The sequence below is a fragment of the Streptomyces sp. NPDC087300 genome, assembly GCF_044744425.1.
In the GTDB taxonomy this organism is placed as follows: Bacteria; Actinomycetota; Actinomycetes; order Streptomycetales; family Streptomycetaceae; genus Streptomyces.
The window spans coordinates 193,445-219,366 of record NZ_JBIUYI010000011.1; the positions used below are offsets into that span (position 1 = coordinate 193,445).

Below are 25,922 nucleotides of genomic sequence, written 5' to 3' on the forward strand. Positions count from 1 at the left end.
GTGGTCTTAGACGCAGAGATCGGCGAGCGGGTTGCCAGCCCGGACGAGCGGCTGATCGCGGGTGGGTGATGATGGAGAGGGCGGGCACTCCCTGTCCGTACAAAGCAGTAAAAGTCCACTCGAAGAGGTCCCCCCATGGCACCCCGCATCCTGCTGGCCCGGCACGGACAGACGGAATGGTCACTGTCCGGGAAGCACACCGGCAGGACGGACATCCCGCTCCTGGAAGAGGGCCGCCGCGGCGCCAAGCTCCTGGGTGAGCGGCTGCACCGGGCCCCGTACGACGGTCTGCCCGACGTCGAGGTGCGCACGAGCCCGCTCTCCCGCGCGCGGGAGACCTGCGAGATCGCCGGGTTCGGGGACCGCGCCACCACCTGGGACGCGCTCATGGAGTTCGACTACGGCGCGTACGACGGGATGACCCCGGCCGACATCCAGGCGGTCCGCCCCGGCTGGTTCATCTGGCGGGACGGCGTCCCGAGGGGCGAGACACTGGCGCAGGTCGCCGCACGCGCGGACGAGGTGGTGGCGTGGGCGCGCTCCGCCGACCGTGACGTCCTCGTCTTCGCGCACGGCCACATCCTGCGCGTCATCGGCGCCCGCTGGCTCGGCCTCGGCATCGAGTTCGCCGCCCGCATCCGCCTCAACCCGACGTCCCTGTCCACCCTGGGCTGGGCCTACGGAGAGCCCGCCGTCGAGTCGTGGAACGAGACCGGGCACCTGTCCTGACCCGCCGGCGGTGCCGTCCCGCTATCCCACCCGGGGCAGCGAGGCGTGCCGCTCCAGGAAGCCGCTCACGCCGGACGCCCTGCGGTGCGGGAGCAGCACCCGCGCCGTCGTCGCCAGCATCGACTGGACGCGCGAGGACTGCACCTCGTCCAGGAGCGAGAGCACCCGCAGGCCCGCCGTCGCCGCCTCGTCGGGGCGGCCCGCGCGGGCCAGGTCGTCGGCGAGCTCGGCGGTGTAGAGCGCGATGTTCCTGGTGAACTGGGGCGTCTGGGAGAGCGCGGTGGCCGCCGCGAGCCGCGCGTGCCTGGCCGCGCGCTCCCAGTCGCCGAGCGCGGACCAGCACTGCGCCTCCAGGCCCTCCAGCTCGGCGGGCCCGTAGAAGCTCATCCACTCCGGGTCGTCCTCCGCGGCCCCCCGGTCGAAGAGGGCGTGCGCGCGGGTCAGCGACTGCTCGCAGCCCGCCCGGTCGCCGAGCCCCGCCCAGCCGCCCGCCTCGCGCAGCGCGACGAGGGAGAGCAGCCGGTGCGAGCCGAGGTGCCGGGCGGCGCCGGTGGCGGCCTGCGCGGCCCGCACCGCCTCGCGGGGCCGGCCCGCGTCGCGCGCCAGGAAGGCGGAGTTGCAGAAGGCGTGCGCCTCCACGCCGAGGTCGCCGGACATCCGCGCGGTGGCGAGGGCCTCCGCGTAGTGCGAGCGGGCGTCGTCGAAGCGGCCCGAGTCGTGCGCCAGCCAGCCGACGGAGATGGCCAGTTCACCGGCGCCCGCGTACAGCCGTTCGGAGGTCGACTGCCGGGTGGTGCCCGTGTCGAGCAGCGTGTAGGCGGCCCGCAGCGGGGCGGCCGCGCGCCGGTAGAGACCGTCCGCCCCGTGCCGGTCGTCGAGCAGCCTGATCCTGCGGACGGCCTCCTCGACCGCGCAGGCGTCGGCCGCCCCGACCCGGCGGCCGCGCGGCCCCGCCGCCTCGGCCCGGCCGCCCAGGGAGAGCCCGATGGGCCCCAGGGCGGCGGCCACGGTGGCCGTGGAGCCGGTCATGAACGCGCGACGTTGCACGTCGCTCTCCTCGTGGATCTGGATCGCGTACGGGTCGCAGGCGCGGGGGTCGGACCCGTCCGGACGGGACTCGTAGAACTGGATCGTGGGCTCGGGTTGGAGCTTGGTGTGCGACAGGGGCGCGTCGCTGCTGTCGCGAGCCCCCCGGCCGCGCACCTGGGCGCGGGGCAGGAACCCCATGTCCGTCAGCGTCCTGCCGGGGAACATGTGCAGGAACACGCGCTCGTAGGCGTAGTTGGGGCAACGGATCTCGCCCGACTCGACGCGCCCGATGTAGCGCGCGTCGCAGCTGACCCGCTCGCCGATCTCACGGGCGGCCCGGCGGACCGCCGCGGCGAACTCGCCCGGTGAGCGCGGCCCGCGCAGCTGGCGGAAGACAAGATTCGGTCGCGGGGACTGAGTTGACGATGCCCTTGGTGACGACGCCATGGCCGGACCCCCTCGTGCGGATCGTGACCCTCATGGTGTGGATCGTGGCCGGACCGCGCACGCCCCCGCGCTCGTGATCGCTCGCGTGGCTGCCCCTGTTCCGGCGGAGCACGAACGTACAGGCTGTGTGGGGTCGGGCACGCGGAGTTTGGCTACAAACCGGATATCTCACCCGGGATCCGCCATGAACTGCCATCCTTTGCGGCGGCGTGCCGCAGTGCCTGTTGACGCCGGCTCGCGTTGAACCATGCGGAGGGGGAGCTACGCGGCTTCCCCTACTGGCGAGGAGGGGTCCCCTTGTTGGAGATCGGCATGGAGAACGGCGGCTCCGGTGCGGGGAGCGGCGCGTCCCCGGCATCACTGACGACGGCACGGCACTGGCCCACCCAGGACGGCAGCGAACTGCCGGGGTACGCCGCGTCCTGCGACGACGAATGCTGCGACCTGGTCACGGTCCCGGCCAGACAAGGGCTCGAAGCGGTCGACATCCTGCGCCGCGGCGCGGGCGACACCATCGGGCCCGTGCTGCACGACGGGAGCTGCGACACCCTCGGCTTCCTGGTGCCGCCGGGCACCGCCGACGGCTGGGACCTGCCGGGCAGCGCCTGTACGCAGACCTTCGGGCGCGGCATGAGCGTGTACGCGGCCCCCGATCCGGGCCCCGTCGTCCCCGAGCCGCCCGTGGCGGGCACCGGCTGGCTGCTGCCGCCCGGCGAGACCGACCCGGTCACCGACCCGGCCGTCCTGCGCGCCGCCCTCGGGCAGGCCGCCCGCACCATCGAGGCCGCCGACAACTGCCGCTGAGCGCTCCCGCACCCCCTCGGCGCCACCTGCTCGTACCGCCTGGACACCGCCCCTCCATGGTCGCCGGGCCGCTTCCGCGCCGGGCGTCGATAATGGCCTGATGGCAAGGAACAAGCGGACCCGGGAAGCGCGGGAAGCCGTCGTCGAAAAGGTGGACGGCGGACTCGCCGAACTCATGCCGGACCGGGACAGGCCGCGCGCCTGGACGCTGCTCGTGGACGGCGCCCCGCAGTCCCACGTCGACCTCGACGACCCGAAGCACCTCGACTTCGAGTACCAGCGCAGGCTCGGCCACATCGCCGACCTCGTCGCCCCGCCCGGCAAGCCCGTCCACGCCCTGCACCTCGGCGGCGGCGCCTTCACCCTCGCCCGCTACATAGCCGCGACCCGCCCCCGCTCCACCCAGCAGATCGTCGAACGCGACACCGCGCTCATCCAACTCGTCCGCCGCGAACTGCCGTTGGACCCCGGCGCCCGGGTGCGCGTACGCGGTGCCGACGCCCGCGAGGGGCTCGCGAAGATCGCGGACGGCTGGGCGGACCTCGTCATCGCCGACGTCTTCAGCGGGGCCCGCACCCCCGCCCACCTCACCAGCACGGAATTCCTCACCGACGTGCGCAGGGTCCTCAAGCCCGGCGGGTACTACGCGGCCAACCTCGCCGACGGGCCGCCGCTCACGCATCTGCGCGGCCAACTCGCCACGGCGGCCGCCCTCTTCCCGGAACTCGCGCTCGTCGCCGACCCCACCGTCCTGCGCGGTAGACGGTTCGGGAACGCGGTGCTGCTCGGCTCCGACCAGGCGCTGCCGATCGCCGAACTGACCCGGCGCAGCGCGGGGGACCCGCACCCCGGCAGGGTCGAACACGGGCGCGGGCTCAGGGACTTCGGCGGGGGAGCGGTCGCCGTCACCGACGCGAACGCGGTCGCGTCGCCCGCGCCGCCGCCCTCGGTCTTCCGCTGAGCGCCGGCGCCCTCGGTCTTCCGCTGAGCTCCGGCGCCGCGTCGGGCGGCAGCCGCTTCCGTACGCGTATCAGTACTTATTGATGTCGACCCGCGGCGCGGTGTCGTGCCAGGTGCAGAAGACCGAGACCTTGGCCGCGCCCCCGGTGAACTCCACGCGGATCCACTTGTCCTGCTTCCACGTCTGCACCGACCAGCCCGCGGCCGGGGTCGCGGAGACCAGCGTCGCCGAGTCGTCGCCGATGTCGAGGACGACGCGGCCGCCCTCGGTGTTGTAGCCCTTCACCGCGCCCGTGCCGGACCGGGTGGGCGGCGGCGGTTCGGGGGTGTTCGTCCTGCTCCTGGACGGCTTGGTGGGATCAGGCGACTTCGTCGGCTCCCGGCCCTCGTCCGGGGACTTGGACGGCTCGTCCTTCGGGGTGGGCTCGGGGCGGTGCGTCGAGGAGGACAGCGGCCCGCTCCCGCCGCCGTCGTCGCCCGCGAGCGGCAGGGCGCGCGGCGGGTCGTAGACGGTGCCGGACATGACCGTGTGGACGCCCCACCAGGACAGCGTGACCGCCGCGCCCGTGGCCAGCGACCAGGCGATCGTGTGCATGAGTCCTCTGCGCATCGCGGGCCATACTGCACCACGGGCCGCACATGTGTCCCGTGGGGGACCGCGCTCCCGGCGGCGACCGGGGTCCCTCGTATGGCGTACGGTGCCGCCCATGGCAAGTGTGCTCGTCGTCGAGGATGACCAGTTCGTACGCTCCGCCCTCATCCGGCACCTGACCGAGGCGACGCACACCGTGCGCAGCGTCGGCACGGCCCTGGAGGCGCTGCGCGAGGTCGCCCATTTCCGCTTTGACGTGGTGATCCTGGATCTCGGACTGCCCGACCTCGACGGGTCGGAGGCGCTGAAGATGCTGCGCGGCATCACCGACGTACCCGTGATCATCGCCACCGCGCGGGACGACGAGGCGGAGATCGTACGGCTCCTGAACGACGGCGCCGACGACTACCTCACCAAGCCGTTCTCCGTCGAGCACCTGTCCGCGCGGATGGCCGCCGTGCTGCGCCGCGCCCGCGTCCCCGCGGGCGACGTGCCGCCGAGCGACGTGCTCAGGGTCGGCGGCCTCGCCATCGACCCGCTGCGGCGCCAGGCCGAGCTGGACGGGGCGCGGCTCGATCTGACCCGGCGCGAGTTCGACCTGCTCGCCTTCCTCGCCGGACGGCCCGGCGTCGTCGTCCCCCGCAAGGAACTGCTCGCCGAGGTGTGGCAGCAGAGCTACGGGGACGACCAGACCATCGACGTACATCTGTCGTGGCTGCGGCGGAAGTTGGGCGAAACGGCCGCGCGCCCCCGCTATCTGCACACGCTGCGCGGGGTCGGCGTGAAGCTGGAGCCACCGCTGCCGGGGCCACCGCTGTGAGGTGGGCCCTCGTCAAGGTGTGCCTGGCCGTCACGACGATGGTCGTGGTGGCCTTCGCGGTGCCGCTCGGCCTGGTCGTCAAGGAGATGGCGCGGGACCGCGCCATCTCGAACGCGGAGCGGCACGGCGCGGGCATGGGCCCCACGCTCTCCATCACCACCGACCGCGAGGAGCTCACCCGGGCCGTCGCCACGTCCGAGGCGGGCGGTGACGGGCGGATGGCGGTGTACGTCCCCGCCATCGACGACGCGGCCGCCTTCGAGGTCGGCGACCCGCGGGCCGGGGCGCGCGCCGTGGAGGCCACCCGCAAGGAGGGCAGGGCCAGGACCACCGGAGTGCCCGGCGGGTTCGTGGTGCTCCAGCCCACCGCGCTCAGCTCCGGCACGGCCGTCGTGGAGATCTACGTGCCCGAGGCCGAGATCAGCAACGGCGTGACCACGGCCTGGCTGGTGCTCGCGGGCGTCGGCATCGCGCTGGTCATCGGCTCCGTCGCGGTCGCGGACCGGCTCGGCGTACGCATGGTCCAGCCCGCCAAACGCCTGGTGGGCGCCGCGCACGACCTCGGCGAGGGCAAGCTGGGCGCGCGCGTTCCCGAGGAGGGGCCGACCGAACTGCGCCTGGCCGCGGTGGCGTTCAACTCGATGGCGGACCAGGTCGTCCAACTCCTCGCCAACGAGAGGGAGCTGGCGGCCGACCTCTCGCACCGGCTGCGTACGCCGCTCACCGTGCTCCGGCTGAACGCGGCGTCGCTCGGCGACGGGCCCGTGGCGGAGCAGACCCGTACGGCCGTCGAGACGCTCGAACGCGAGGTCGACACGATCATCCGCACCGCGCGCGACGCCAAGCCGCAGACCGCGACGGTGGGGCCCGGCGCGGGCTGCGACGCGGCCGAGGTGGTCAGGGAGCGGATGGACTTCTGGTCGGCGCTCGCCGAGGACGAGGGGCGCGAGGTGCGCGTCGCGGGCGTGGAGCGGCCGGTACGGATACCGGTGGCGCGGGCCGAACTGGTCGCCGCGCTCGACGCGTTGCTCGGGAACGTCTTCCGGCACACCGGCGAGGGCACGGCGTTCTCGGTGGACGTGCACAGCGGCGAGGACGCGGTGATCGTCCTCGTCTCCGACGCGGGTGCGGGCATCGCCGACCCCGAGGCGGCGCTGGCCCGCGGGGCGGGTTCGGGCGAGGACGGCTCGACGGGCCTCGGCCTCGACATCGTCCGCCGCCTCGCGGAGTCGACGGGCGGGGACGTGCGGATCGGGAGCTCGGTGCTGGGGGGCACGGAGGTGCGGATCTGGATCCAGCGTGATTCTCGCGGGGGCGCGGTGGGGCGGCGGGGGCATCGGGGGGCGTCCGTACGTCGCCGCCGGCGGGGGCCGGGTCCGGGCTGACGTCCCGCTCCCGCATCGCCGTCCTTCCCCGCGGGCGCGCGGTGGGCTGGCCGCGCAGTTCCCCGCGCCCCTTAAAAGCCCCCCGCGACGCTCGGCACGCCCCCGCAAGGGGCGCGGGGAACTGCGCGAGCACCCCCCACCCACCCGCACCTTTAATCCGCCCCGATCCCTCCCTTAAGCGCACCCTAAGATCCCACCCCCGGCCCCCAGTCACCCCATTTGTCGCTCCCCACGCGGCTAGCGTGCAGTCGCACCCCCACCCCCGTACAGCTAAAGGCAGGCACGCCATGAGCAGCACGCACCGGCGCACGGTGAGCACCCGGTCCAAGGTCGTCGGCGGGCTCGTCGCCGCCTCCCTCGTCGGCGGCGGCGCGTTCCTCTTCTCCGGGACGGCGCTCGCGACGAAGGCTCCGGCCGAGAAGACCCCCACCGCCAAGGCCCCCGCAAGGTTCGCCCCCTTCGTGGACACCTCCCTCGCCCCCGCCTACGACCTCGTCGACACCGCGACGAAGACCGGCGTCAAGGAGTTCAACCTCGCCTTCATCACCTCCGGCGGCACCTGCGAGCCCCTCTGGGGCGGCGCCACCGCGCTCGGCGACGACAAGGTGGCCTCGCAGATCGGGGCGCTGCGCGCCAAGGGCGGTGACGTCCGCGTCTCGTTCGGCGGCGCGGCCGGCTCCGAGCTGGGGCTCAAGTGCGACAGCGCGGCCTCGCTCGCCAAGGCGTACGGCAAGGTCGTCGACGCGTACAAGCTGACGAAGGTCGACTTCGACATCGAGGGCGCCGCCCTGCCGGACACCGCGGCCAACACCCGCCGCGCCCAGGCGATAGCCCGGCTCCAGAAGCAACACCCGGGCCTGGACGTCTCGTTCACGCTGCCCGTGATGCCGGAGGGCCTCACCCAGCCCGGCGTCGACCTGCTCGCCAACGCCAAGAAGAACGGCGTGAAGGCCTCCGCCGTCAACATCATGGCGATGGACTACGGCCCCTCCTACAGCGGCGACATGGGCACGTACGCGACCCAGGCCGCCACCGCCACGCAGAAGCAGGTCAAGACCGCGCTCGGTCTGTCCGACAAGGCCGCGTGGGGGGCTGTCGCCGTCACGCCGATGATCGGCGTGAACGACGTCGCGACCGAGGTGTTCAAGGTCGAGGACGCCGCGCAGCTCGTGAAGTTCGCCGAGGCCAAGGGCATGGGCCAGCTGTCGATGTGGTCCTCGACCCGCGACAAGGCCTGCCCCGGCGGCGCCACCAACTCCGCGCAGCCGACGTGCAGTTCGATCGAGCAGCAGCCGCTGGCGTTCACCAAGGGGTTCGCCGCGTACAAGTAGCCATCACCCCCAGGTGCCCCGGCCGGAGCCCCCCACCCGGCCGGGGCACAGGCCCTAGGCCCTGGACGCCTGCCACTCCGCCGCGTAGTCGTTGAAGATGCCCCGCAGATGGTGCCCGATCTTCAGGTAGTCGAGGTCGTCGAGGTTGGCGAGCGAGACCCGCACCGACCACTGCGGGCCGTCGAAGCCGCCGCCGTTGAGCAGCACCACGTGGGTCTGCTCGGCGAGGCGGAACAGCGGGTCGACGGGCTCGTAGTTCTTCTCCAGGAAGTCCGCGAATTCCTTGCCGTGGACGCGTTCCGCCTCCGCGAGCAGGTCGAGTTCGATGTAGTACGCGGCCCGCTGCGGATCGTCGGAGATCTTCATCTGGGCGCCTTCGAGGAGCAGATCGAGCCGCTGCCGCACGATCGCGCGGATCCGCTCCTTGTACGCCTGGCCCTCCTCCAGCATGTCGAAGAGCGAGAAGAGCGTCATCATGACCTGCTGGGGGAGCGAGAGGCCCGCCGTGTGGTTGAGCGCGACCTGGCGCGAGTCGGCGACCAGGCGGTCGATGAACCGGATCTTCGACGGTTCGAGCGACAGGGTGCCGTAGCGCTTGTCGAGTCGGTTCCTCTCCGCGTCCGGCAGCTCCGCGATCATCGTGTCGATGACGTTGTCGTCGTGCAGGCCGATGACGCCGAGGCGCCAGCCCGTGCAGCCGTAGTGCTTGGAGTACGAGTACACGAGCAACGTGTTGCGGGGCAGGTCGGCGGCGATCGAGCGGAAGCCTTCCACGAACGTGCCGTACACGTCGTCGGTGACGAGCAGCAGGTTCGGGTTGTCGTTCGCGACGATGTCCTTGATCTGGTTCGCGACGCGCTGACTGAGCGCCAGGGACGGCGGGTTGGACGGGTTGACGATGCAGACCAGCTTGACCGCGGGGTCCGCGAGCTTGGCGACCTCCTCCTCGGGGTAGCGCCACTCGCGCACGCCGGTCTCGGTGAACAGGCTCGCCTCGACGTTCACGACGTCGAACTCGTAGGTGTCGAGCTCGGGGATCTCGATGTACGGCGTGAACACCGGCACCATCAGGGCGATCTTGTCGCCCTTCTTCAGGATCCCGTTCTTCATCAGCGAGTCGAAGATGTAGCACATCGCCGCCGTGCCACCCTCGGTCGCGAACAGCGAGAGGGTGTCCTGCGGCGGCTTCTTGGCGAACATCTCGTCGGCGAGGTAGCCGCGCACGATCCGCTCGGCGTGCGTCAGCATCCGGTCGGGTACGGGGTAGTTGTCGCCGATGGAGCTGTCGGTCAGTTCGTGGACGAACTCGTCCCGGTCGAAGCCGAAGCGCTCGACGGCGTACGCGACGCACTTCTCCAGGAGTTCGATGCCGGGCAGGTCGGGGTGGCGGCGCACGAAGGTGTCGAAGCGCTCCGCGGATCCCGTCTTCTCCGGCATGCCGCCGAGGTCGTCCGCGGTCCACACCCGCCTCGACTCGGAGAGGGCGAAGTAGCCGAGCGCGTAGAAGGCCTCGCGGGGCCCTGTCGCGGTCCAGTTCGGGTTGCCGCGGCCCGCGTTGAGCATCTGCGCGCTCGACTTCTCCTTCTGGCCCGGCTTGTCCTCCTGCACCGCCTGCGCGATCTGGATGAACTTGTCCTTCAGTTCGAAGGGGCTGAGCTGGGCGAAGGACTGGATTTCCTCGCGGGTGAACGTGGTCTTCGGCACGGTGCTTCCTTACGTACGGACGTACGGATGGTGGGTGGACGTCAGTGGTGCAGGAGGACGATGACGGCGCCCCAGATCGTCAGGAGGACGTTGGACACGGCGTACGGAATCGTGTAACCGAGCGTCGGCACCTGGGACTTGGACTGTTCGTTGATCGCGCCGATCGCCGCCGTGGTGGTCTGGCCGCCCGCCAGGACGCCCATCAGGATCGGGAAGCGGATCTTCTGGATGTAATGGCCGACGAGGAAGCCGACGATCAGCGGGATCACCGTGGCGACGGCTCCGAAGACCAGCAGCCCCCAGCCCGCCGTCGAGAGGCCGCTGGTGAAGCTCGGCCCCGCGTTGATGCCGACGACCGCGACGAACAGACAGAGCCCGAGCGTGTCCATGAACCACTGGGCGCCGGGCGGGACGTTGCCGTACGTCGGGTACTTGCCGCGGATCCAGCCGAAGACCAGGCCCATGATGAGCGCGCCGCCCGAGGTGGAGAGCGAGATCGGCACGCCGCCCGCGGTCAGCGCGGGGATGCCGATGCAGCCGCCGAGGAAGATGCCGAGGCCCACCCAGACCATGTCGGTGGCGAACGACGTCGGCACCGGCTTGCCGATCTCCCGGCCCGCCGGGTCCACCAGACGCTTGGGCCCGGTCAGGACCAGGGTGTCGCCGCGTTCCACCTTGGTGGAGAGCCGGTAGGGGAACTCGGATCCGGCCCGGAACAGCTTGTCGACGTAGACGCCGACCATGAACGGCTCGGCGCGCAACTGGCCGATGGTCTTGCCCAGTTGGGCCTTCTCCGAGGCGACCACGTGCAGGCTCTCGGTCTGGTAGCCGAGCAGCTCGACGTCGTCGGCCTCGCCGCCGATGTGGGTGCGCGCGTCATAGGTGACCAGGTCGCCGCGGATCGCGCTCATCGCCACCACGTCGCCCTCGTGCAGCGCCGTCCCCTGGTCGTGCGGCAGGACCGTCCCGTCGCGCCGCACGCCGGTGATGTAGAGGCGGCGGCCCAGCTGTTTCTGCTGGCTCTCGAAGTCGTCGATGGTGCGTCCCACGATGTCGGGCCGCTCCACCTTGTAGGCGCGGAGGACCACTTCGTAGTAGCCCTCGCTCAGGTCGGGGTCGTCGGCGGGGGCGTCCAACTCCTTGGCGAGCGCGAGGGATTCGGCCGCCAGGTCCCTGCGGTACAGCCGGGGCAGCACGTTCGCGAGGAGCATCGCGCACAGGATCGTGCCGAGCGGATAGCAGACCGCGTACCCGATGGCGACGAGGTTCTCCTGCTCCTTGACGGCGCCCGCGGAGAGCCCCGGCAGGTTGCCGATGGCGTCCTGGGCGACACCGATCACCGCGGACTGGGTGAGCGCGCCGCCGAGCAGCCCCGCCGAGAGCCCAGGACCGTAGCCGAGCATGGCCGCGAAGCCCCAGCAGACGAGCAGGCCCGTCACACAGACCACGACGGCGTTGACGACCTGCGGCAGGCCGTCCTTCTTCAGGCCGCGGAAGAACTGCGGGCCGACCTTGTAGCCGAGCGCGAACAGGAACATCGTGAAGAAGAGGTTCTTCACCGTCCCGTCGATCGCCACCTTGAACTGCGCGCCGAACAGCAGGCCCACGACGAGGCAGCCGGTGACGGCGCCGAGCGCGATGGCCTTGTAGCGGACCTTCCCGACCAGGAAGCCGAACGCCACGGTGATGAAGACGAGCAGCTCGGGATGGGGCTGGAAGATGTTCCGGTTGAGGAAGTCGATCATTGCTCACGCTCCCAGGACGCCGACGAGGATCGGCCCGGTCAGGGGCAGCAGGAAGTTGGAGAGGGCGTACGTGATCGTGTAGCCGAACATCGGCACGGAGCTCTGCGCCACCTGGGTGACCGAGGTGATCGCGGGCGTCGAGCACTGCTGGCCCGCGATGGCGCCGATCAGGAGCGGCTTCTCGATCTTCAGGAGCGTGCGGCCGACGATCAGCGAGATCGTCGCGGGTACGAGGACCATCGCGATGCCGGCGAACGGGAGCAGCGCCCCGTACTCCTTGAGCAGCGGCCAGGCCTGCGGCCCCGACACCAGGCCCGTACAGGCGATGAAGACCGCCAGGCCCATGTCCTTGATGGTGCTCGCGGCCTGCGGCGGGAAGGCGCCGAAGGTCTGCTTGCGGGAGCGGAACCAGCCGAAGAGCAGCCCGGAGATCAGACAGCCGCCGCCGGTGCCGAGCGACATCGGGACGTCGCCGAACTTCACGACGACCTGCCCGAGCAGCGAGCCGGCCGCGATGCCGAGCCCCAGGTAGATGAAGTCGGTGGCGTCGTTCTTGACGACCGCGCCGATCTTCGCGACCAGCTTGTTCAGTCCCGAGCGGGCGCCGACGAGGGTGAGCACGTCGCCGCGGTGCAGCGTGGTGTCGGCGGTGGCGGGCAGGTGCTGGTCGCCGCGCAGTACGTCGGTGACGTACACGCCGTCCTTGATGAACTCGGGGTGCGCCTGCTGGAGCTGGTCGACGGTCCTGCCCTCGGTCGCCTTGTCGGTGACGGCGACCTGGCTGGTGGCGAGGGGGGTGTCGACGCCGGGGATGCCCGGGGTCTCGGGGCCGATGAGGCGCCCGGCCTCGATGACGTTGGCGCGCCGGCCGACGAGGAGGACCAGGTCGGAGAGGGTCAGTTCGAGACCGGGCGCGGGGGTGAGCAGCTTGCTGCCGCGCTTGACGGCCTCCACGGTGATCCGGCCGTCGAGCTCGGTCTCCAGGGCGCCGACGGTCCTGCCGTCGCCCGCCGTCACCAGATAGGTGCGGCCGACCATGCCGGGCAGCGCCTGGCGCTCGTCGGCCTCCAGGCCGCCGCCCCCGCGCATCTTCTCCCACAGCTCGCGCGAGGCGTCCCTGAGGTTGATGCGCAGCATCATCGGCATGATCTGGCTGGTGTAGATCACGATGGTGATCAGGCCGAAGAGGTAGCAGACGGTGTACGCGGTGGCGACGTGCCCCTGGTACTGGCTGATCTGCTCCTGGGTGAGGTCACCGAGCTTGGCGATGGACTCGGTGGCCGTGCCGACCACGGCGGACTCGGTGGCGGCCCCGGCCAGGATGCCGGACGCGGTGCCGACGTCCAGGTCGAACGCCTTGGCGAGGCCGAACGCGATGGCGAGGACGCAGACCAGCTCGATGCCGCAGAGCGCGAAGAAGCGCAGGCTCCCGCGGTTGAGGTTGGCGAAGAACTGGGGGCCCGCCATGTAGCCGAGGGCGAAGATGAAGAGCGCGAAGAAGATCGTCTTGACGTCGTCGGAGATGGTGACCTTGGTCCACGCGCCGAGCAGCAGCGAGACGATCAGCGTGCCGCAGATGCCGCCGAGCGTGATGGGGCCGACGCGCAGCTTGCCCACCAGGTAGCCGAGGGCGAGACAGAGGAAGAGCACCAGTTCGGGATGATCGCGGAGGACTCCCACGGGCACTCACCGTGCCCGTTCTGTGGCGGAATATACGTAAGGCGACATACCGGCAAACTAAGGAGCCGAGTGGGTCCCTGCCACTCGGCTCCGCCCGCCGCCCCGGCGGGACTCAGCCGGTCGTGACCTCCCCGGGCAGCTCGCCCGACGCGGCGACCTTCGCGTACCAGTGGGCACTGGACTTCGGGGTCCTGACCTGCGTCGCGTAGTCGACGTGGACCGCGCCGAAGCGCTTGCTGTAGCCGTACGCCCATTCGAAGTTGTCAAGGAGCGACCACAGGTAGTAGCCCCGCACGTCGGCGCCCGCCACGATCGCCTCGTGCACGGCGGCGAGGTGCCCGTGCAGATAGCGGATGCGGTCGGGGTCGTGGACCTGGCCGCCGGGGCCCGGCTCGTCGTCGTAGGCCGCGCCGTTCTCCGTCACGTAGAGCGGAACCCCGGGGGCCTGAGCGGTGTACTCAAGGAGAAGGTCCTTCAGGCCGGTCGGGTCCACCGACCAGTCCATGGCGGTGAGCTCACCGGGCGCGCGGTGGAAGGAGACGTGGTCGTCGGCGCCCGGCCAGGGGGAGTGGGCGCTGGCGCCGTGCCCGTCAGGGCGCGGACCGGGGGATCTGTCGGCGCCGTCGCGCGCGGCGGCCGACACGACAGCGGGGGAGTAGTAGTTGATGCCGAGGAAATCGAGGCGCTGGTGGGCGGCGCGCAGATCGCCGTCCTGGACGAAGGCCCAGTCCGTGATGCGGGCGGTGTCGGCGAGCAGATCGTCGTCGTACGCGCCGTGCAGCATCGGCCCGGTGAAGACGCGGTTGGCCAGTGCGTCGATCCTGCGCCGCGCGTCCTGGTCGGCGGCGGACGGGGTCAGGGGGCGCACGGCGCTCGGATTGAGGCTGACGCCGATCCGCGCCCGCGCGGGCAGCCGCTCGCGCAGCGCCTGGACGCCGAGGCCGTGGGCGAGGTTCAGATGGTGAGCCGCGCGCAGGGCGGCCACCGGATCGGTCCTGCCCGGCGCGTGCACCCCCGAGCCGTAGCCCAGGAAGGCGCTGCACCAGGGCTCGTTGAGCGTCGACCACATCTCCACGCGGTCTCCGAGCGCGTCGGCGACGATCCCCGCGTACTCCGCGAAGCGGTACGCGGTGTCCCGCTCGGGCCAGCCGCCGCCCGCCGCGGAGCCGCTGGGGAAGGCGTCCTCCAGCTCCTGCGGCAGGTCCCAGTGGTAGAGCGTGAGCATCGGCCGGATGCCGTGCGCGAGCAGCTCGTCGACGAGCGCCCGATAGAAGTCGAGCCCGCGCTGCACGGCGGGCCCGCGCCCGGTGGGCTGCACCCGCGACCAGGACACCGAGAAGCGGTACGCGGAAAGCCCAAGGTCCGCCATGAGCCGCACGTCGTCGCGCCACCGGTGGTAGTGGTCGACGGCGACGTCCCCCGTGTCACCGCCGAGCACCTTGCCCGGCGTATGGCTGAAGGTGTCCCAGATGGAGGGCGTGCGGCCGTCCTCCCGCGCCGCCCCCTCGATCTGGTACGCGGCGGTCGCGGCGCCCCACAGAAAGCCGGCGGGAAAGGTCGAGTTCACGGTGGACGAAGACATAGGAGCGCTCCCATGAGTCGTACGGAAAGGGGGAGTTGACGGGGCGGTGGGGCGGGGCCGGGCGCGGGGCGGCGGAGGAAGGGGGCAGGGCGGCGGAGGGAGGGGGCAGGGCTCAGCCCTTGACCGCGCCCTGCATGATCCCGCCCACGATCTGCTTGCCGAAGAGCACGAACGCGATGAGCAGCGGCAGCGTCCCGAGCAGCGCGCCCGCCATGATCACGGACTGGTCGGGGATGTTGCCGCGGCCGAGCCCGGCGAGTGCCACCTGCACGGTCGGCTCGCCCTCCTGGGTCAGGGCGATGACCGGCCAGAAGAAGTCGTTCCACGCCATGACGAAGGTGAGCATGCCGAGCACCGCCATCGCGGGACGCGCGGCCGGGAAGACCACGTGCCAGATCACCCGCCAGCTGCTCGCGCCGTCCACCCGGGCGGCCTCGATCAGCTCGGTGGGCAGCGCCTCCTTGAGGTACTGCCGCATGAAGAACACCCCGAAGGCGCTGACCAGGGTGGGCAGGACGACGGACTGGAGCTGGTCGGTCCAGCCCAGCTTCGCCACCACCATGAACAGCGGGACGACGCTGAGCTGCGGCGGCACCATCATCGTCCCGATCACCAGGAGCAGCAGGAAGCCCCGGAAGCGGAAGCGGAGCTTGGCGAAGGCGAAGCCCGCGAGGGTGGAGAACAGGACGGTGCCCACGGTGATGGTGCCCGCCACCACCAGGGTGTTGAGCAGGGCCGTGCCCATGTTGGCGTCGGTCCAGGCGATCTCCAGGTTCTTGAAGAGATTGCCGCCGAACCAGAAGGGAGGAGGCGTCTCGGCCAGCCGGGTGTTGTTGCGGGACGCGGCGATCGCGGTCCACACCAGCGGGAAGAGCGAGCCGATGGTGAAGAGGATCAGCACCGCGTAGGTCACCTTGCCGCCGTGCAGCTGGCGTCCGGCGCCCCGCTTGCGCGGCCTGGTGGACCTGGTCGACAGGGTGGTGGTCACGTCATCCCCTCAGGTGCTCTTGCGGATCCGGCGGCTGATGGCCCAGTTGACGAGGCCGATCAGCACGAGAATCAGGAACATCGCCCAGGCGATCGCCGACGACCGGCCCAGGTGCTGGTTGAACCAGCCCTGCTCGTAGAGGTAGAGGCCGAGCGTCTGGAACTGGTGGTCGGAGCCGCCGGTGGGGCTCGCGCCCTGGCTGAACAGCAGGGGTTCACCGAAGAGTTGGGTCGCCCCGATCGTCGAGACGACACAGGTGAACAGGATCGTCGGCCGCAGCGAGGGGATGGTGACGTGCCGGAACTGCTGCCAGCGGCTCGCGCCGTCCAGGGCCGCCGAATCGTACAGATCGTGCGGGATGGCCTGCATCGCGGCGAGATAGATCAGCGCGTTGTAGCCGGTCCACCGCCAGATCACGATGGAGGAGACGGCGAACTGCGCGGTCCAGTCGCCGTTCTGCCAGTCGACCGCGTCGATCCCGACGAGCCCGAGCCCCCAGTTGATCATCCCGTGGTCGGTGCGGCTGAACATCAGGACGAACACCAGCGTCGCCGCGGCCACCGAGGTGGCGTACGGGGTGAGGATCGCCACCCGGAAGAACATCGAGCCGCGCAGCCGGTAGTTGAGCAGATGGGCGAGGCCCAGTGCCATCAGGAGCTGCGGCACGGTGGAGAGGAGCCCGATGGTGAAGGTGTTGCGCAGCGCGTTCCAGAAGAACTCGTCGTCGAGCAGCCGGGAGAAGTTGCGCAGCCCCACCCACTCCATGTCGGTGGGGGTGCCGAGCTCGACGCGGTGCAGCGAGGCCCACCCGGTGTAGAGCAGCGGGAAGAGCCCGAAGGCGAGGAAGAAGAGGAAGAAGGGGGAGATGAAGAGGTAGGGACTCCACTTGACGTCCCAGCGGTAGCGGCGGCTGCGCCGGGCCCTGCGGCGCTGGTCGGCCGGATCGGCGGACCGTGCGGCGGCCCGGTCGCGGGGGGCCGCGCCCTCCTCCTGGGAGGGCGCGGCGGTACCGGCGTCGCTCGTCATCCCGGTCACTGGTCCAGAGCGTTGTCGATCGTCTTCACGGCGTTGTCCCAGGCCTTGTCGGGAGTGGTTCCCTTCTGGTCGACGCCGAGCATCCCGGTGTCGGCCAGGTACTGGGAGATGATCCCGTCCTTCGGGCCGATGGGCTGGACCGGCACGCCCTCGGCGGCCTTGGAGAAGATCCGGCCCACGGGCGCGTTGCCGAAGTAGGGGTTCTTGGCGTCCTTGACCTCGGGCAGGGAGTACGCGGCGTCGGCGCTCGGGAAGCTGGCCCGCTCGTCGAACAGCTTGGCGAGCTGCTTGGGCTCGGTCAGCCAGGCGGCGAGCTTGGTCGCCTCCTCCTTGTTCTTGCCCGCCTCGGGCACGGCCAGGAAGGAGCCGCCCCAGTTGCCGGGCTTCGGCGACGCGGCGACGTCCCACTTGTCCTCGCCCTTGTCGCCCGCCTTGTCCTTGATGTAGCCGAGCATCCAGGGCGGGCAGGTGAGGGTGGCGAAGGACCCGTTGGAGATCGCCTGGTCCCAACTGGGCTGGAACTGCTGGAGCTTGGCGGTCAGACCCGACTCGGCGAACTCGGCGGCGATGTCCCAGCCCTCCTTGACGGTGGGGCTGTCCTTGTAGATCAGCTTCCCGTCCTTGTCGTAGAACTTCTCCTTGCCCGAGGCGTGCACGGCGGCCATCACGCCGGTCGCCCCGTCCACGAAGGAGGTGCCGTCGGGGGCCTTCTTCTGGTAGCGCTTGCCGACGTCGAGGTACTTCTGCCAGTCACCGGCCCAGAGCTTGCCGACCTCCTCGCGGTCGGTGGGCAGTCCGGCCTTCTCGAAGAGGTCCTTGCGGTAGCAGATGCCGGTCGGGCCGATGTCGGTGCCGAGCCCGATCGTCCTGCCGTCCTTGCTGGTGCCCTGCTGCCACTTCCAGTCCAGGAAGTCGTTCTTGTCGACGCCGTCGGCCTTGCCGAGGTCGACCAGCTTGTCCGCGTGCGTGGTGGTCAGCTCGGCGATGTTGCCGACCTCGACGGCCTGGATGTCGGAGAGGCCGCTGCCGCTGCTGAGGTGGGTGAGCAGCGCGGGCCAGTAGTTCTCGTTGCGCTGTACGGAGTTCTGCTTGATGGAGATGTCCGGGTGGAGCTTCTCGTACTCCTTGTAGAGACCGGCCTCCTGGAGACCGAAGGCGCCGAAGACGCCGACCGTCAGGGTGGTCTTGCCCTTGCCGCCGCCTCCGCCGCCTCCCGAGGAGGCGCCCGCGTCCTCCTTGTCCTCGGCGCAGCCGGCCAGCAGGCCGGCGCCGAGGGCGGCGACGGCCGCGAGGACCGTCACCCTGCGGTACGTGCGAGTCCTGTAGCGCATTGCGTCCTCCTCGTGCCCTGAACGTGCCGACCGCCCTCGGTCAACTGGAGTGCTGGGACTGCGAGTTGGGGAAAATCAACTCGGGCGGGGAACGTGCGGGTGATGTAAGAGCCAGGTACGGTGGGAGCGCTCCCATGTGTGATGTCTTGAAGAGTCGCGGCTCGCTGCGGGGGTGTCAAGGCGGCGGACGCCAAGAGTTGTAGGCATCCGGGGCCGATCGTGGGACCGGCCCTGGGGGCGTGGACGGGCGGCCCGCGACGGGGAAGTGCGGAGACCGGTCGTGTGACCTGCTGTTAGATTCGCGTCGTTGGGAGGCAGAGATGGGGACTCGTCAGCCCAGGGGGCGGAGCGGGGGGCGTCCCACGCTCGAAGAGGTGGCGGCCCGCGCGGGGGTGGGGCGCGGCACCGTGTCCCGGGTGATCAACGGCTCGCCCCGGGTGAGTGAGCGCACGCGCGCCGCCGTCGAGGAGGCGGTGGCGGAGCTCGGCTATGTCCCGAACACGGCGGCGCGGGCCTTGGCCGCCAACCGTACGGACTCGATCGCGGTCGTCGTCCCCGAGCCGGAGTCGCGCTTCTTCGCCGAGCCGTACTTCTCGGACATCATCCACGGCGTGGGCGCGGCCCTCGCCGAGACGGACATGCAGCTCCTGCTGACCTTCGCGGGCGGCGACCGGGAGCGCAGGCGGCTCGCCCAGTATCTGGCGGCGCACCGGGTGGACGGCGTCCTGCTCGTCTCGGTGCACGCCGACGACCCGCTGCCCGACCTGCTCGAACAGCTGGACATCCCCGCGGTGATCAGCGGCCGCAGATCGGCGGACGAGACCCTGGCCTCGGTCGACTCGGACAACTTCGCGGGGGCGCGGGCGGCCGTCGGCCATCTGCTCGCCCGCGGCCGCCGCACCATAGCGACGATCACCGGACGCCTCGACGTGTACGGCGCCCAGCGCCGCCTGGACGGCTACCGCGACGCCCTGACGGAGGCGGGCCACGAGGTCGACGAGGCGCTGATCGTCCAGGGCGACTTCACCGAGGAGGGCGGCCGCCGCGCGATGACCGAACTCCTGGAGCGGGCCCCCGCGCTCGACGCGGTCTTCGCCGGCTCGGACGTGATGGCGGCGGGCGCCCGCCAGGTGCTGCGCACGGCGGGCCGCCGCATACCCGACGACGTGGCCCTGGTCGGCTTCGACGACTCGGCGATCGCCCGCCACATGGACCCGCCCCTGACGAGCGTGCGCCAGCCGATCACCGAGATGGGCCGCACGATGACGGCCGTCCTCCTCGCCGAAATAGCCGACGACCGCCCGGCCGCGTCCCGCCGCCTCCACCGCCCCCAGATCGTGCTGCCCACGGAACTGGTGGAGCGGGCGTCGTCCTGAGCGCCCCGGGCATGGAGTACAGCTCGCGCGACTGGCGGCCCGAAATGACGATCGGGGCCCTGGTCGCCCTCGCCTGCCTGCTGCCGCGCCTGGCGGCAGGCACGCTCGCATCCCGCCGCTACCGCCGCCGTCGCGTCGGCTGACGCCGAGCGCGATGGCAGGCCTCTCCCGGTCCGCGAGTGGACGCTGAGGCAAAGCCCCCGGGTGATCGCCGATGATCGGCTCAGCCGAGTCGGCTACGATCCCCGGAGTCTCGCCGGGGCTGGGACGGATGGTGCGGGTGGTCCGCCATCGCTCCTCCGGCGACCGCGTGTCTCGCACTTTGCCCGGAAGTGTCCTGGATGGCCACCAACGAGAAGCTCCAGGTCATGCACTGAACATGCTCTGCGGTCCGCCGAGTACAGCAGGTGGGCCACGGGAGGGAGAGCCGTGTCCGGTAGCGACCTCACGGTCGACTATGAGTTCTTGAACGGTTGCGAACGTCAACTCCGCAATCTGCGTACGACGTTCAAGAACATCGAGAACCGTCGTGACGACATGGAGAAGCACTGGGGCGCCGGGAACATCGCGGATGCCATGGGTGATTTCGTCGACAACTGGGATGACTACCGCACCAGGCTCGTCGAGGGCCTGGAATCGACGGGCAAGCTCGTCGCGGAGACGAAGAAGTCGTTCGAGTCCCTGGACCACGAGCTCGCCAAGCAGAGCAAGGGCAAGGGCCAGGACAAGGGCAAGGGCCAGTGAGCACCGCCGCTTCGAAGCGCCGCCCCACCGACTGGGAGCCGCTCTGCGAGACCGACCCCGTGCCCGGCGACCCGGAGGAGATCCGGGCGGAGGTCCGGCACATGGTCTCGGTCGCGGAGAAGCTGCGTACGCAGGCGCGGAACCTCAAGGCCATCTCGGACGAGGACAAGCTCAAGGGAAAGTACGTCAAGCGGCTGCGTGAAGACTCCGGGACGCTGGAGAAGCACATGCGGGAGGTGGCCTCCCGATACGAGCGGGTGCACGGGCACCTCACCAAGTGGGCGAACAAGCTCGACGACCACCAGGACGACGCCGACCGGATCCTGCGTGAGGCCAAGGAGAAGCAGGCGGAGGCCGCGCGGGAGAAGGCCAAGGACGACGGCAAGGCCGACAAGGACAAGAAGCCGGAGGCGCCGAAGAGCGGAACCGACGACGATCCGCTGCGGACGTACAGGACCCGGCTGGACACCGTCACGGGGAATCGCGACACCGACGCCGGCCACTACGCCGGCAAGATCAAGGATGAGATCGACGACGTCATCGAGGACTCGTGGTGGGACGACGTCAAGGGCTGGGCCCATGACAATGCGGACCTGATCAAGGCCTTCATCGACGTGCTCGGCTGGGTGGCGACGGCGGCAGGGTTCCTGGCACTCGCCATCCCGGGTCTGAACCTGCTCGTCCTGGGTATCGCGGGGGTCACGATCCTGCTGAGACTCCTGCTGGTGGCATCCGGAGATGCCACCTGGACGGACGTCATCTTCGACGTCGTGGGCGGGCTGCTCGTCGTGGGTGGCCTCGGGGCGGCCGCGAAGCTGGCCAGCGGCGCCAAGGCCACCGTGGGGGCTGCTCAGACCGCCCGTACCGCCGGCCTGAGCCGAGGGCTCCGCGGGGTCAAGGGTGTCATGGACGACATGGGCAGGACGATGTCGAGAATGCCGCAAGGCCCAGGGCGGCAGGTCGTCGCGACGAGCCGCAACGCCATCCGCAAGTCCATCTCCCAGAACGTCGGCCTGGTGGTCAAGGGGCCTCTGAGGGTCAGCCCGCTGTCGACGCTGGTGCATCTCGGCGACAAGGAGATGGCGGGCATGGCGAAGATGTTGCAGGCGAACAAGGGCACGTTCCCGGAGGCCGCGGGTGCCGCGGCTGACAAGGCGTACAAGTCGTATCAAGCGGGCCTCGGCATCGCCTGGACCGGCATGGGGATGGACGTCACGGACAAGGTGCTGGGCAAGAGCGACCTGACAAGCTTGACCGACGAAAAGTTCGGCACCGGCGAGAAGCCGTACAACCAGGGCTACTCCGACTGGAAGGACAACACCCTGAAGCCTGCCCCCGACACCCACTGGTAGCGAGGCAGACCACCTGGCGCGACGTACCCCTCCGCATCGTCCGCACCCCAGCCCTGAGGATCGACCATGGACCTGTACTCGGCGCAACGCATCACCGAGGCCGAAGCCGCCCGCACCGGAATCGGCACCGGCCCCAACCGGCGGCTCCGGCTGACCCTGTTCATCGGAATGCCGCTGTTCCTGCCGGTACTGGGGATCATGATCCTCGTGCCGAGATCCCTGGCGAACGACGTCCTGTACGTCTATGAGGCAGGGATCATCGGTTGCCTCCTGCATTACGTCTGGGTCTTCACGAAGTACCCCCGGTACGCGGCCCGTCCGCCCTACCTCACCCGGGATCTAGCCATGGGCGGCGGCTTCTTCCTGCCCTCGCTGTTCTTCGGTTTCTGGCCGGGCATGTTCGCCGCCCCCGCGTGGGCGCTCTTCGTCGGCGTTTCCTATGCCGTGGAAGCAGTCCGGGAGCACCGTGGCCACCGCTGAGTACCACCGGGCCCCCACCGGCTTCAACCTGGTGCCGCCGCCCGGCTGGGACGTGATTCCGCTGCACACGGGGACCGACGACGCGATGGACCGCATCGTCCGCAAGGCCGTCGCACAGTTGCCCGTCGGCTTTCCCAAGGACGACATCCCGCAGGCCCGGCTGAAGCTCGCCCAGGAGATGAAGAAGGTCGTCCGCCGGGCCAGGGCCAAGGGAGGGATGACGCTCTACGTCCCCACCGAACGCCTCCACGGTGTCGCGCTGCCCGTCTCGATCGTCGCCTCCGAGCCGATCGAGCCGCGCGTCACGCCCGACCGCGGACCGGAAGCGGTCCTGCTCGCGCTCGCCGCCGAGACCCCCGGGGCCGAGATCCGGGAGCTCGACGACACCGGGGCCCTGCGCTCGGAGCGAGATGTCCCCGCCGACGCCGCCCAGGGCATCGACGTCGCTCACCGACGTGTCGAGTACTTCGTACCGATCCCGGACAGCGACCCCGACGGGTACATCACCTTCTCCTTCAGCGCCCTCATCGCTCCCGGCTCGGATCCCGCTTTCTACGACACCCTCGTGGAACTGTTCGACGCCGTGATGAGCACCTTCCGCTGGAGCTATGCGTGAAGGCCCCCAACCGCCGCGCCCCCGACGAAAGAGACGCCCCATGACCGAAGGCCCCCTGTGGAGCGCCGACCTAGGTGCGCTCCATATCGACACGGATGCCAACCAGGGTCTCTGGGGCTATCTCTGGCTTCAGATGGACAAGAAGACCTTCAAGGATTGGCTGGACGAGTTTCTGACCGGCCTGGCGGCCAGCCACGGCACCGACCTCACCCGCAAGCTCCGCAAATTCCACAAGAGCTTCTACGAGCAGACGCTCGTGACGCTGAGGGACAAGGTGGGGGCCGACGAGGCGTTCGTCTATCACCCGGTTCCTTTGACCTACATGCCTCTGGTGGTGCACGCGACCCGGTTCCACTGTGAGGCGGCCGACGCGGCGTCCTGTGAGGGGATCGCCGCGCTCAGCGTGCCGCACCTGGACATCCCCGAGTGGCAGCAGCGCACGGGGAGTGTTGTCTTCGCTTCGCCGTATCTGGGCGGGGACGGGGTCCGGGTCACCCGGTCCTACCCCGCGGACAGCACGATCATGATGACGTCGGTGACGTATCACTGGCACACGCCGCCCGGCACCCCGGACGTCTTCCTGCGCGGGCACCACGACGATCCAGAGGTGGTCGCCGCGGCCATGGAGCCGCTGGACGACTTCGCGCGGACGCTGCGGCTGCCGGGGACGGGTCAGTAGCCGGCAGCGCCGGGGTTCTGCCGCCGCTCGCGGAGGGCCTTGCAGAACTCCATGCACACCCAGGCGCCCACCGTGGCCACGGTGGCGAGGACGGTGATGCCGACGAGGAACGGGATGATCATGTGGGGAGCATATCCCCGGAGGCCGGGGACCCGGGGTCAGAGGTCCGGCCCGGTCTCCGGTACGGCGAAGGCCCGGTCCGCTTGCGCGGACCGGGCCTTCGCCGATCAGGGTGAGTGACGGGACTTGAACCCGCGGCCACCTGGACCACAACCAGGTGCTCTACCAACTGAGCTACACCCACCATGTCCGGTCGTTTGTCTTTCTTCCGACCGGCCGAGAAAAAGTGTACAGGGTCCGAAGGGGTGCTCGCGCACACGTTTTCCGGACCCCGTACACGGGGGCTCCGCGGAGTTACTCCGCAGGCAGGACGTGCTTCGCCGCGATCGACTTCGCGGTGTCCGAGTCGGGGCCGGGCTGCGGGACGAAGATCGCCTCGCGGTAGTAGCGGAGCTCGGCGATGGACTCGCGGATGTCGGCGAGCGCCCGGTGGTTGCCGTTCTTGTCCGGGCTGTTGAAGTACGCCCGGGGGTACCAGCGCCTGGCCAGCTCCTTGATGGAGGACACGTCGACGATGCGGTAGTGGAGGTACTCCTCCAGGGTCCCCATGTCGCGGAGCAGGAAGCCGCGGTCGGTGCCGACCGAGTTTCCGCACAGCGGAGCCTTCCTCGGCTCCTTGACGTGCTCACGTACGTACGCCAGGACCTGCTCCTCGGCGTCGGCCAGCGTGGTGCCGGCCGCCAGCTCGTCGAGGAGACCCGAGGCGGTGTGCATGGTGCGCACCACCTCGGGCATGGTCTCCAGCGCCGCGTCCGGCGGGCGGATCACGATGTCCACCCCTTCGCCGAGCACGTTCAGTTCCGAGTCGGTGACCAGTGCGGCCACCTCGATAAGTGCGTCGTCCGTCAGCGAGAGCCCGGTCATCTCGCAGTCGATCCACACCATGCGATCGTTCATGCGTCTTACCCTACGGCGCACTCCTCTGGCCGGGCAGTGGCGGACGGCCCGGCGCGTACACGTCCGAGTGCGGCTTGCCGGGGTCGGACGCGGGCACGGAGGCCGACGAAGGGCCGATCGCGCTCGCGGCCGCCGTACGCCGGGTCTGCGTCGGGACCGGACCCGCCTCCAGGACGGGCACGGCCTGCGGCGTGACGGTCGCGGGCTCCAGCGCGCGCTCGCCCTGGGGCCTGCGGGCGCGGTACGCGGCCCGGTAGGCGGCGGGCGAGGAGCCGAGCTGGCGCCGGAAGTGTCCGCGCAGCGCGACCGGCGAGCGGAAGCCGCAGCGCCCGGCGACCTCGTCGACCGAGTAGTCGGAGGTCTCCAGGAGCCGCTGTGCCTGGAGCACCCGCTGGGTGATCAGCCACTGCAGCGGCGCGCTGCCGGTCAGCGAACGGAACCTGCGGTCGAAGGTCCGCCTGCTCATGTACGCGCGCGCGGCCAGCGTCTCCACGTCGAACTGCTCGTGGAGGTGCTCCAGCGCCCAGGCGACGACCTCGGCCAGCGGGTCCGCGCCGATCTCCTCAGGTAAAGACCTGTCGAGATAGCGCTCCTGGCCGCCGGCCCGGCGCGGCGGCACCACGAGCCTGCGGGCGAGCGCGCCCGCCGCCTCGTTGCCGTGATCCGTGCGCACGATGTGCAGACAGAGATCAATTCCAGCCGCGGTTCCCGCGCTCGTCAGTACGTCCCCGTCGTCCACGAAGAGCTCGCGCGGGTCCACGTGGACCGACGGATAGCGCTTGGCGAGCGTGGGCGCGTACATCCAGTGCGTGGTCGCCGGGCGTCCGTCGAGCAGTCCGGCCGCGGCCAGGACGAACGCGCCGGTGCAGAGCCCGACGATGCGGGCGCCCTCTTCGTGCGCGCGGCGCAGCGCGTCCAGGGCCTCCGGCGGTGGCGGCGACGTGATCGACCGCCAGGCCGGCACGACCACGGTGCCCGCGCGGCCGATCGCCTCCAGGCCGTGCGGCGCGGTCAGTTCGAGCCCGCCGGTGGTCCGCAGCGGCCCCTCCTCACCGGCGCACACCAGCAGCCGGTAACGGGGAACACCGGCGTCCTGCCGGTCGATGCCGAACACCGAAAGCGGTATGGAACTCTCGAAGATGGGGCCACCGCTGAACAGCAGCACCGCTACGATCTCCCGGCGGCGGCGCCCGGACAGCTTCCGGGCCGTGGTCTCCGGCGCGGCAGTGGAGTCGTGGCTCATGGTGCTAAACCCCCCTCGGGCGTCGCGGCTCCCTGTTCTTGACGTGCTTGTTGGGCCTGTCGCTCCTGCACGTTTCCCCTCGGTCCTCCACCAGTCCCCCGCCGTAATACAGTCAAGATCGAATCTACTGCGTCCCGTGCTACCGGGGTGACCAGTTCAGCACCCGGCAGATTGTCGACATGGCAACTTGGCGTGAAGCATTCGATCACGAAGCGTTGCACTCAAGGGCCTTGCTGGGAAGTGCGCCTCGGCG

25 protein-coding genes and 1 tRNA gene are annotated in these 25,922 nt (G+C 70.5%); 13 read left to right on the forward strand and 13 right to left on the reverse strand.

Translation table 11 applies throughout. The features are described 5' to 3' along the window. Window positions 1-135 precede the first annotated feature (135 nt). The gene (locus tag ACIO9J_RS36825; RefSeq protein ID WP_402009234.1) at window positions 136-729 is read left to right on the forward strand and encodes a histidine phosphatase family protein; all 594 of its coding nucleotides are present in this window, start codon (window positions 136-138) and stop codon (window positions 727-729) included. Between the two features lie 21 nt (window positions 730-750). Here ACIO9J_RS36825 and ACIO9J_RS36830 read toward each other — a convergent pair whose 3' ends face one another. Beyond that, window positions 751-2,205, reverse strand: coding sequence for a tetratricopeptide repeat protein (locus tag ACIO9J_RS36830; RefSeq protein ID WP_402009235.1), 1,455 nt, complete (start codon window positions 2,203-2,205; stop codon window positions 751-753). A 297-nt stretch (window positions 2,206-2,502) separates the two neighbouring features. Between ACIO9J_RS36830 and ACIO9J_RS36835 the strand changes: the two genes are divergently transcribed. Together ACIO9J_RS36835 and ACIO9J_RS36840 are read left to right on the forward strand one after the other, a co-directional pair. Next, on the forward strand, window positions 2,503-3,009 hold the full coding sequence (locus ACIO9J_RS36835; protein ID WP_402009237.1) for a hypothetical protein: 507 nt from the start codon (window positions 2,503-2,505) through the stop codon (window positions 3,007-3,009). A 100-nt stretch (window positions 3,010-3,109) separates the two neighbouring features. After that, window positions 3,110-3,970, forward strand: coding sequence for a spermidine synthase (locus tag ACIO9J_RS36840; protein WP_402009238.1), 861 nt, complete (start codon window positions 3,110-3,112; stop codon window positions 3,968-3,970). Between the two features lie 69 nt (window positions 3,971-4,039). Here the strand turns inward: ACIO9J_RS36840 and ACIO9J_RS36845 are convergent, their stop codons facing one another. Beyond that, window positions 4,040-4,579, reverse strand: coding sequence for a hypothetical protein (locus tag ACIO9J_RS36845; RefSeq protein WP_402009240.1), 540 nt, complete (start codon window positions 4,577-4,579; stop codon window positions 4,040-4,042). 97 nt (window positions 4,580-4,676) lie between these two features. On the opposite strand from ACIO9J_RS36845, the gene ACIO9J_RS36850 reads away from it, so the two are divergent. The 3 genes from ACIO9J_RS36850 (at window position 4,677) to ACIO9J_RS36860 (ending at window position 8,097) form a co-directional block, all read left to right on the forward strand. Further along, on the forward strand, window positions 4,677-5,381 hold the full coding sequence (locus ACIO9J_RS36850; RefSeq protein ID WP_402009241.1) for a response regulator transcription factor: 705 nt from the start codon (window positions 4,677-4,679) through the stop codon (window positions 5,379-5,381). Continuing rightward, window positions 5,378-6,766: a sensor histidine kinase gene (locus tag ACIO9J_RS36855; RefSeq protein ID WP_402009243.1), complete on the forward strand. Its 1,389-nt coding sequence runs from the start codon at window positions 5,378-5,380 to the stop codon at window positions 6,764-6,766. The genes ACIO9J_RS36850 and ACIO9J_RS36855 overlap by 4 nt, the downstream gene beginning before the upstream one ends. A gap of 287 nt (window positions 6,767-7,053) precedes the next feature. Beyond that, on the forward strand, window positions 7,054-8,097 hold the full coding sequence (locus ACIO9J_RS36860) for a chitinase (protein WP_402009245.1): 1,044 nt from the start codon (window positions 7,054-7,056) through the stop codon (window positions 8,095-8,097). Window positions 8,098-8,151: 54 nt separating this feature from the next. On the opposite strand, the gene ACIO9J_RS36865 is transcribed toward ACIO9J_RS36860, so the two are convergent. The 7 genes from ACIO9J_RS36865 to ACIO9J_RS36895 all read right to left on the reverse strand — a co-directional run bounded on the left by ACIO9J_RS36865 (window position 8,152) and on the right by ACIO9J_RS36895 (window position 18,162). Next, window positions 8,152-9,801, reverse strand: a complete 1,650-nt coding sequence (locus ACIO9J_RS36865) for a bifunctional aspartate transaminase/aspartate 4-decarboxylase (RefSeq protein WP_402009247.1) — start codon at window positions 9,799-9,801, stop codon at window positions 8,152-8,154. A gap of 41 nt (window positions 9,802-9,842) precedes the next feature. Continuing rightward, window positions 9,843-11,546, reverse strand: coding sequence for an aspartate-alanine antiporter (gene aspT / locus ACIO9J_RS36870; RefSeq protein WP_402009249.1), 1,704 nt, complete (start codon window positions 11,544-11,546; stop codon window positions 9,843-9,845). A gap of 3 nt (window positions 11,547-11,549) precedes the next feature. Next, a complete protein-coding gene (gene aspT, locus ACIO9J_RS36875) occupies window positions 11,550-13,226 on the reverse strand; it encodes an aspartate-alanine antiporter (RefSeq protein ID WP_402009251.1) in 1,677 nt (558 codons plus the stop codon). 112 nt (window positions 13,227-13,338) lie between these two features. Then, a complete protein-coding gene (locus ACIO9J_RS36880; protein ID WP_402009252.1) occupies window positions 13,339-14,808 on the reverse strand; it encodes a glycoside hydrolase family 1 protein in 1,470 nt (489 codons plus the stop codon). Between the two features lie 112 nt (window positions 14,809-14,920). Beyond that, entirely contained in the window at window positions 14,921-15,796 is an 876-nt protein-coding gene (locus ACIO9J_RS36885; RefSeq protein ID WP_402009254.1) for a carbohydrate ABC transporter permease, read from the reverse strand. Window positions 15,797-15,805: 9 nt separating this feature from the next. Further along, window positions 15,806-16,822, reverse strand: coding sequence for a carbohydrate ABC transporter permease (locus ACIO9J_RS36890; protein ID WP_402009378.1), 1,017 nt, complete (start codon window positions 16,820-16,822; stop codon window positions 15,806-15,808). A 5-nt stretch (window positions 16,823-16,827) separates the two neighbouring features. Next, the gene (locus ACIO9J_RS36895; RefSeq protein ID WP_402009256.1) at window positions 16,828-18,162 is read right to left on the reverse strand and encodes an ABC transporter substrate-binding protein; all 1,335 of its coding nucleotides are present in this window, start codon (window positions 18,160-18,162) and stop codon (window positions 16,828-16,830) included. A gap of 320 nt (window positions 18,163-18,482) precedes the next feature. Between ACIO9J_RS36895 and ACIO9J_RS36900 the strand changes: the two genes are divergently transcribed. From ACIO9J_RS36900 to ACIO9J_RS36930, 7 genes are all read left to right on the forward strand, one after another. After that, complete coding sequence (locus ACIO9J_RS36900) at window positions 18,483-19,538, forward strand: LacI family DNA-binding transcriptional regulator (RefSeq protein WP_402009258.1); 1,056 nt, start codon at window positions 18,483-18,485, stop codon at window positions 19,536-19,538. Between the two features lie 11 nt (window positions 19,539-19,549). Then, window positions 19,550-19,681 (forward strand): hypothetical protein, encoded by a 132-nt coding sequence (locus ACIO9J_RS36905; RefSeq protein ID WP_402009260.1) that lies wholly within the window; start codon window positions 19,550-19,552, stop codon window positions 19,679-19,681. Between the two features lie 286 nt (window positions 19,682-19,967). Next, complete coding sequence (locus ACIO9J_RS36910) at window positions 19,968-20,282, forward strand: hypothetical protein (RefSeq protein ID WP_402009262.1); 315 nt, start codon at window positions 19,968-19,970, stop codon at window positions 20,280-20,282. Next, complete coding sequence (locus tag ACIO9J_RS36915; protein WP_402009264.1) at window positions 20,279-21,634, forward strand: hypothetical protein; 1,356 nt, start codon at window positions 20,279-20,281, stop codon at window positions 21,632-21,634. Before ACIO9J_RS36910 ends, ACIO9J_RS36915 begins: the two co-directional genes overlap by 4 nt. 66 nt (window positions 21,635-21,700) lie before the next feature. Beyond that, window positions 21,701-22,114, forward strand: a complete 414-nt coding sequence (locus tag ACIO9J_RS36920; protein ID WP_402009265.1) for a hypothetical protein — start codon at window positions 21,701-21,703, stop codon at window positions 22,112-22,114. Further along, entirely contained in the window at window positions 22,101-22,730 is a 630-nt protein-coding gene (locus ACIO9J_RS36925) for a hypothetical protein (protein ID WP_402009267.1), read from the forward strand. Before ACIO9J_RS36920 ends, ACIO9J_RS36925 begins: the two co-directional genes overlap by 14 nt. Window positions 22,731-22,770: 40 nt before the next feature. Further along, window positions 22,771-23,409, forward strand: coding sequence for a hypothetical protein (locus tag ACIO9J_RS36930; protein WP_402009269.1), 639 nt, complete (start codon window positions 22,771-22,773; stop codon window positions 23,407-23,409). On the opposite strand, the gene ACIO9J_RS36935 is transcribed toward ACIO9J_RS36930, so the two are convergent. From ACIO9J_RS36935 to ACIO9J_RS36950, 4 genes are all read right to left on the reverse strand, one after another. Next, window positions 23,403-23,531 (reverse strand): hypothetical protein, encoded by a 129-nt coding sequence (locus tag ACIO9J_RS36935; RefSeq protein ID WP_402009270.1) that lies wholly within the window; start codon window positions 23,529-23,531, stop codon window positions 23,403-23,405. The genes ACIO9J_RS36930 and ACIO9J_RS36935 overlap by 7 nt on opposite strands. Window positions 23,532-23,640: 109 nt before the next feature. Beyond that, a tRNA-His gene (locus ACIO9J_RS36940) sits at window positions 23,641-23,713 on the reverse strand. A gap of 110 nt (window positions 23,714-23,823) precedes the next feature. Further along, window positions 23,824-24,426 (reverse strand): oligoribonuclease, encoded by a 603-nt coding sequence (gene orn, locus ACIO9J_RS36945; protein ID WP_402009272.1) that lies wholly within the window; start codon window positions 24,424-24,426, stop codon window positions 23,824-23,826. Window positions 24,427-24,436: 10 nt separating this feature from the next. Beyond that, on the reverse strand, window positions 24,437-25,669 hold the full coding sequence (locus ACIO9J_RS36950; protein WP_402009273.1) for a GlxA family transcriptional regulator: 1,233 nt from the start codon (window positions 25,667-25,669) through the stop codon (window positions 24,437-24,439). Window positions 25,670-25,922 lie beyond the last annotated feature (253 nt).

What these genes read in the sequence shown, in the direction of transcription:
- ACIO9J_RS36880 (WP_402009252.1), bottom strand. Translation starts at nt 14,808, where the DNA reads ATGTCTTCGTCCACCGTGAACTCGACCTTTCCCGCCGGCTTTCTGTGG.
- ACIO9J_RS36830 (WP_402009235.1), bottom strand. Translation starts at nt 2,205, where the DNA reads ATGGCGTCGTCACCAAGGGCATCGTCAACTCAGTCCCCGCGACCGAAT.
- ACIO9J_RS36845 (WP_402009240.1), bottom strand. Translation starts at nt 4,579, where the DNA reads ATGCGCAGAGGACTCATGCACACGATCGCCTGGTCGCTGGCCACGGGC.
- ACIO9J_RS36825 (WP_402009234.1), top strand. Translation starts at nt 136, where the DNA reads ATGGCACCCCGCATCCTGCTGGCCCGGCACGGACAGACGGAATGGTCA.
- aspT (WP_402009249.1), bottom strand. Translation starts at nt 11,546, where the DNA reads ATGATCGACTTCCTCAACCGGAACATCTTCCAGCCCCATCCCGAGCTG.
- orn (WP_402009272.1), bottom strand. Translation starts at nt 24,426, where the DNA reads ATGAACGATCGCATGGTGTGGATCGACTGCGAGATGACCGGGCTCTCG.
- ACIO9J_RS36850 (WP_402009241.1), top strand. Translation starts at nt 4,677, where the DNA reads ATGGCAAGTGTGCTCGTCGTCGAGGATGACCAGTTCGTACGCTCCGCC.
- ACIO9J_RS36935 (WP_402009270.1), bottom strand. Translation starts at nt 23,531, where the DNA reads ATGATCATCCCGTTCCTCGTCGGCATCACCGTCCTCGCCACCGTGGCC.
- ACIO9J_RS36895 (WP_402009256.1), bottom strand. Translation starts at nt 18,162, where the DNA reads ATGCGCTACAGGACTCGCACGTACCGCAGGGTGACGGTCCTCGCGGCC.
- ACIO9J_RS36905 (WP_402009260.1), top strand. Translation starts at nt 19,550, where the DNA reads ATGGAGTACAGCTCGCGCGACTGGCGGCCCGAAATGACGATCGGGGCC.
- ACIO9J_RS36930 (WP_402009269.1), top strand. Translation starts at nt 22,771, where the DNA reads ATGACCGAAGGCCCCCTGTGGAGCGCCGACCTAGGTGCGCTCCATATC.
- ACIO9J_RS36900 (WP_402009258.1), top strand. Translation starts at nt 18,483, where the DNA reads ATGGGGACTCGTCAGCCCAGGGGGCGGAGCGGGGGGCGTCCCACGCTC.
- ACIO9J_RS36950 (WP_402009273.1), bottom strand. Translation starts at nt 25,669, where the DNA reads ATGAGCCACGACTCCACTGCCGCGCCGGAGACCACGGCCCGGAAGCTG.
- ACIO9J_RS36860 (WP_402009245.1), top strand. Translation starts at nt 7,054, where the DNA reads ATGAGCAGCACGCACCGGCGCACGGTGAGCACCCGGTCCAAGGTCGTC.
- ACIO9J_RS36840 (WP_402009238.1), top strand. Translation starts at nt 3,110, where the DNA reads ATGGCAAGGAACAAGCGGACCCGGGAAGCGCGGGAAGCCGTCGTCGAA.
- ACIO9J_RS36890 (WP_402009378.1), bottom strand. Translation starts at nt 16,822, where the DNA reads ATGACGAGCGACGCCGGTACCGCCGCGCCCTCCCAGGAGGAGGGCGCG.
- ACIO9J_RS36920 (WP_402009265.1), top strand. Translation starts at nt 21,701, where the DNA reads ATGGACCTGTACTCGGCGCAACGCATCACCGAGGCCGAAGCCGCCCGC.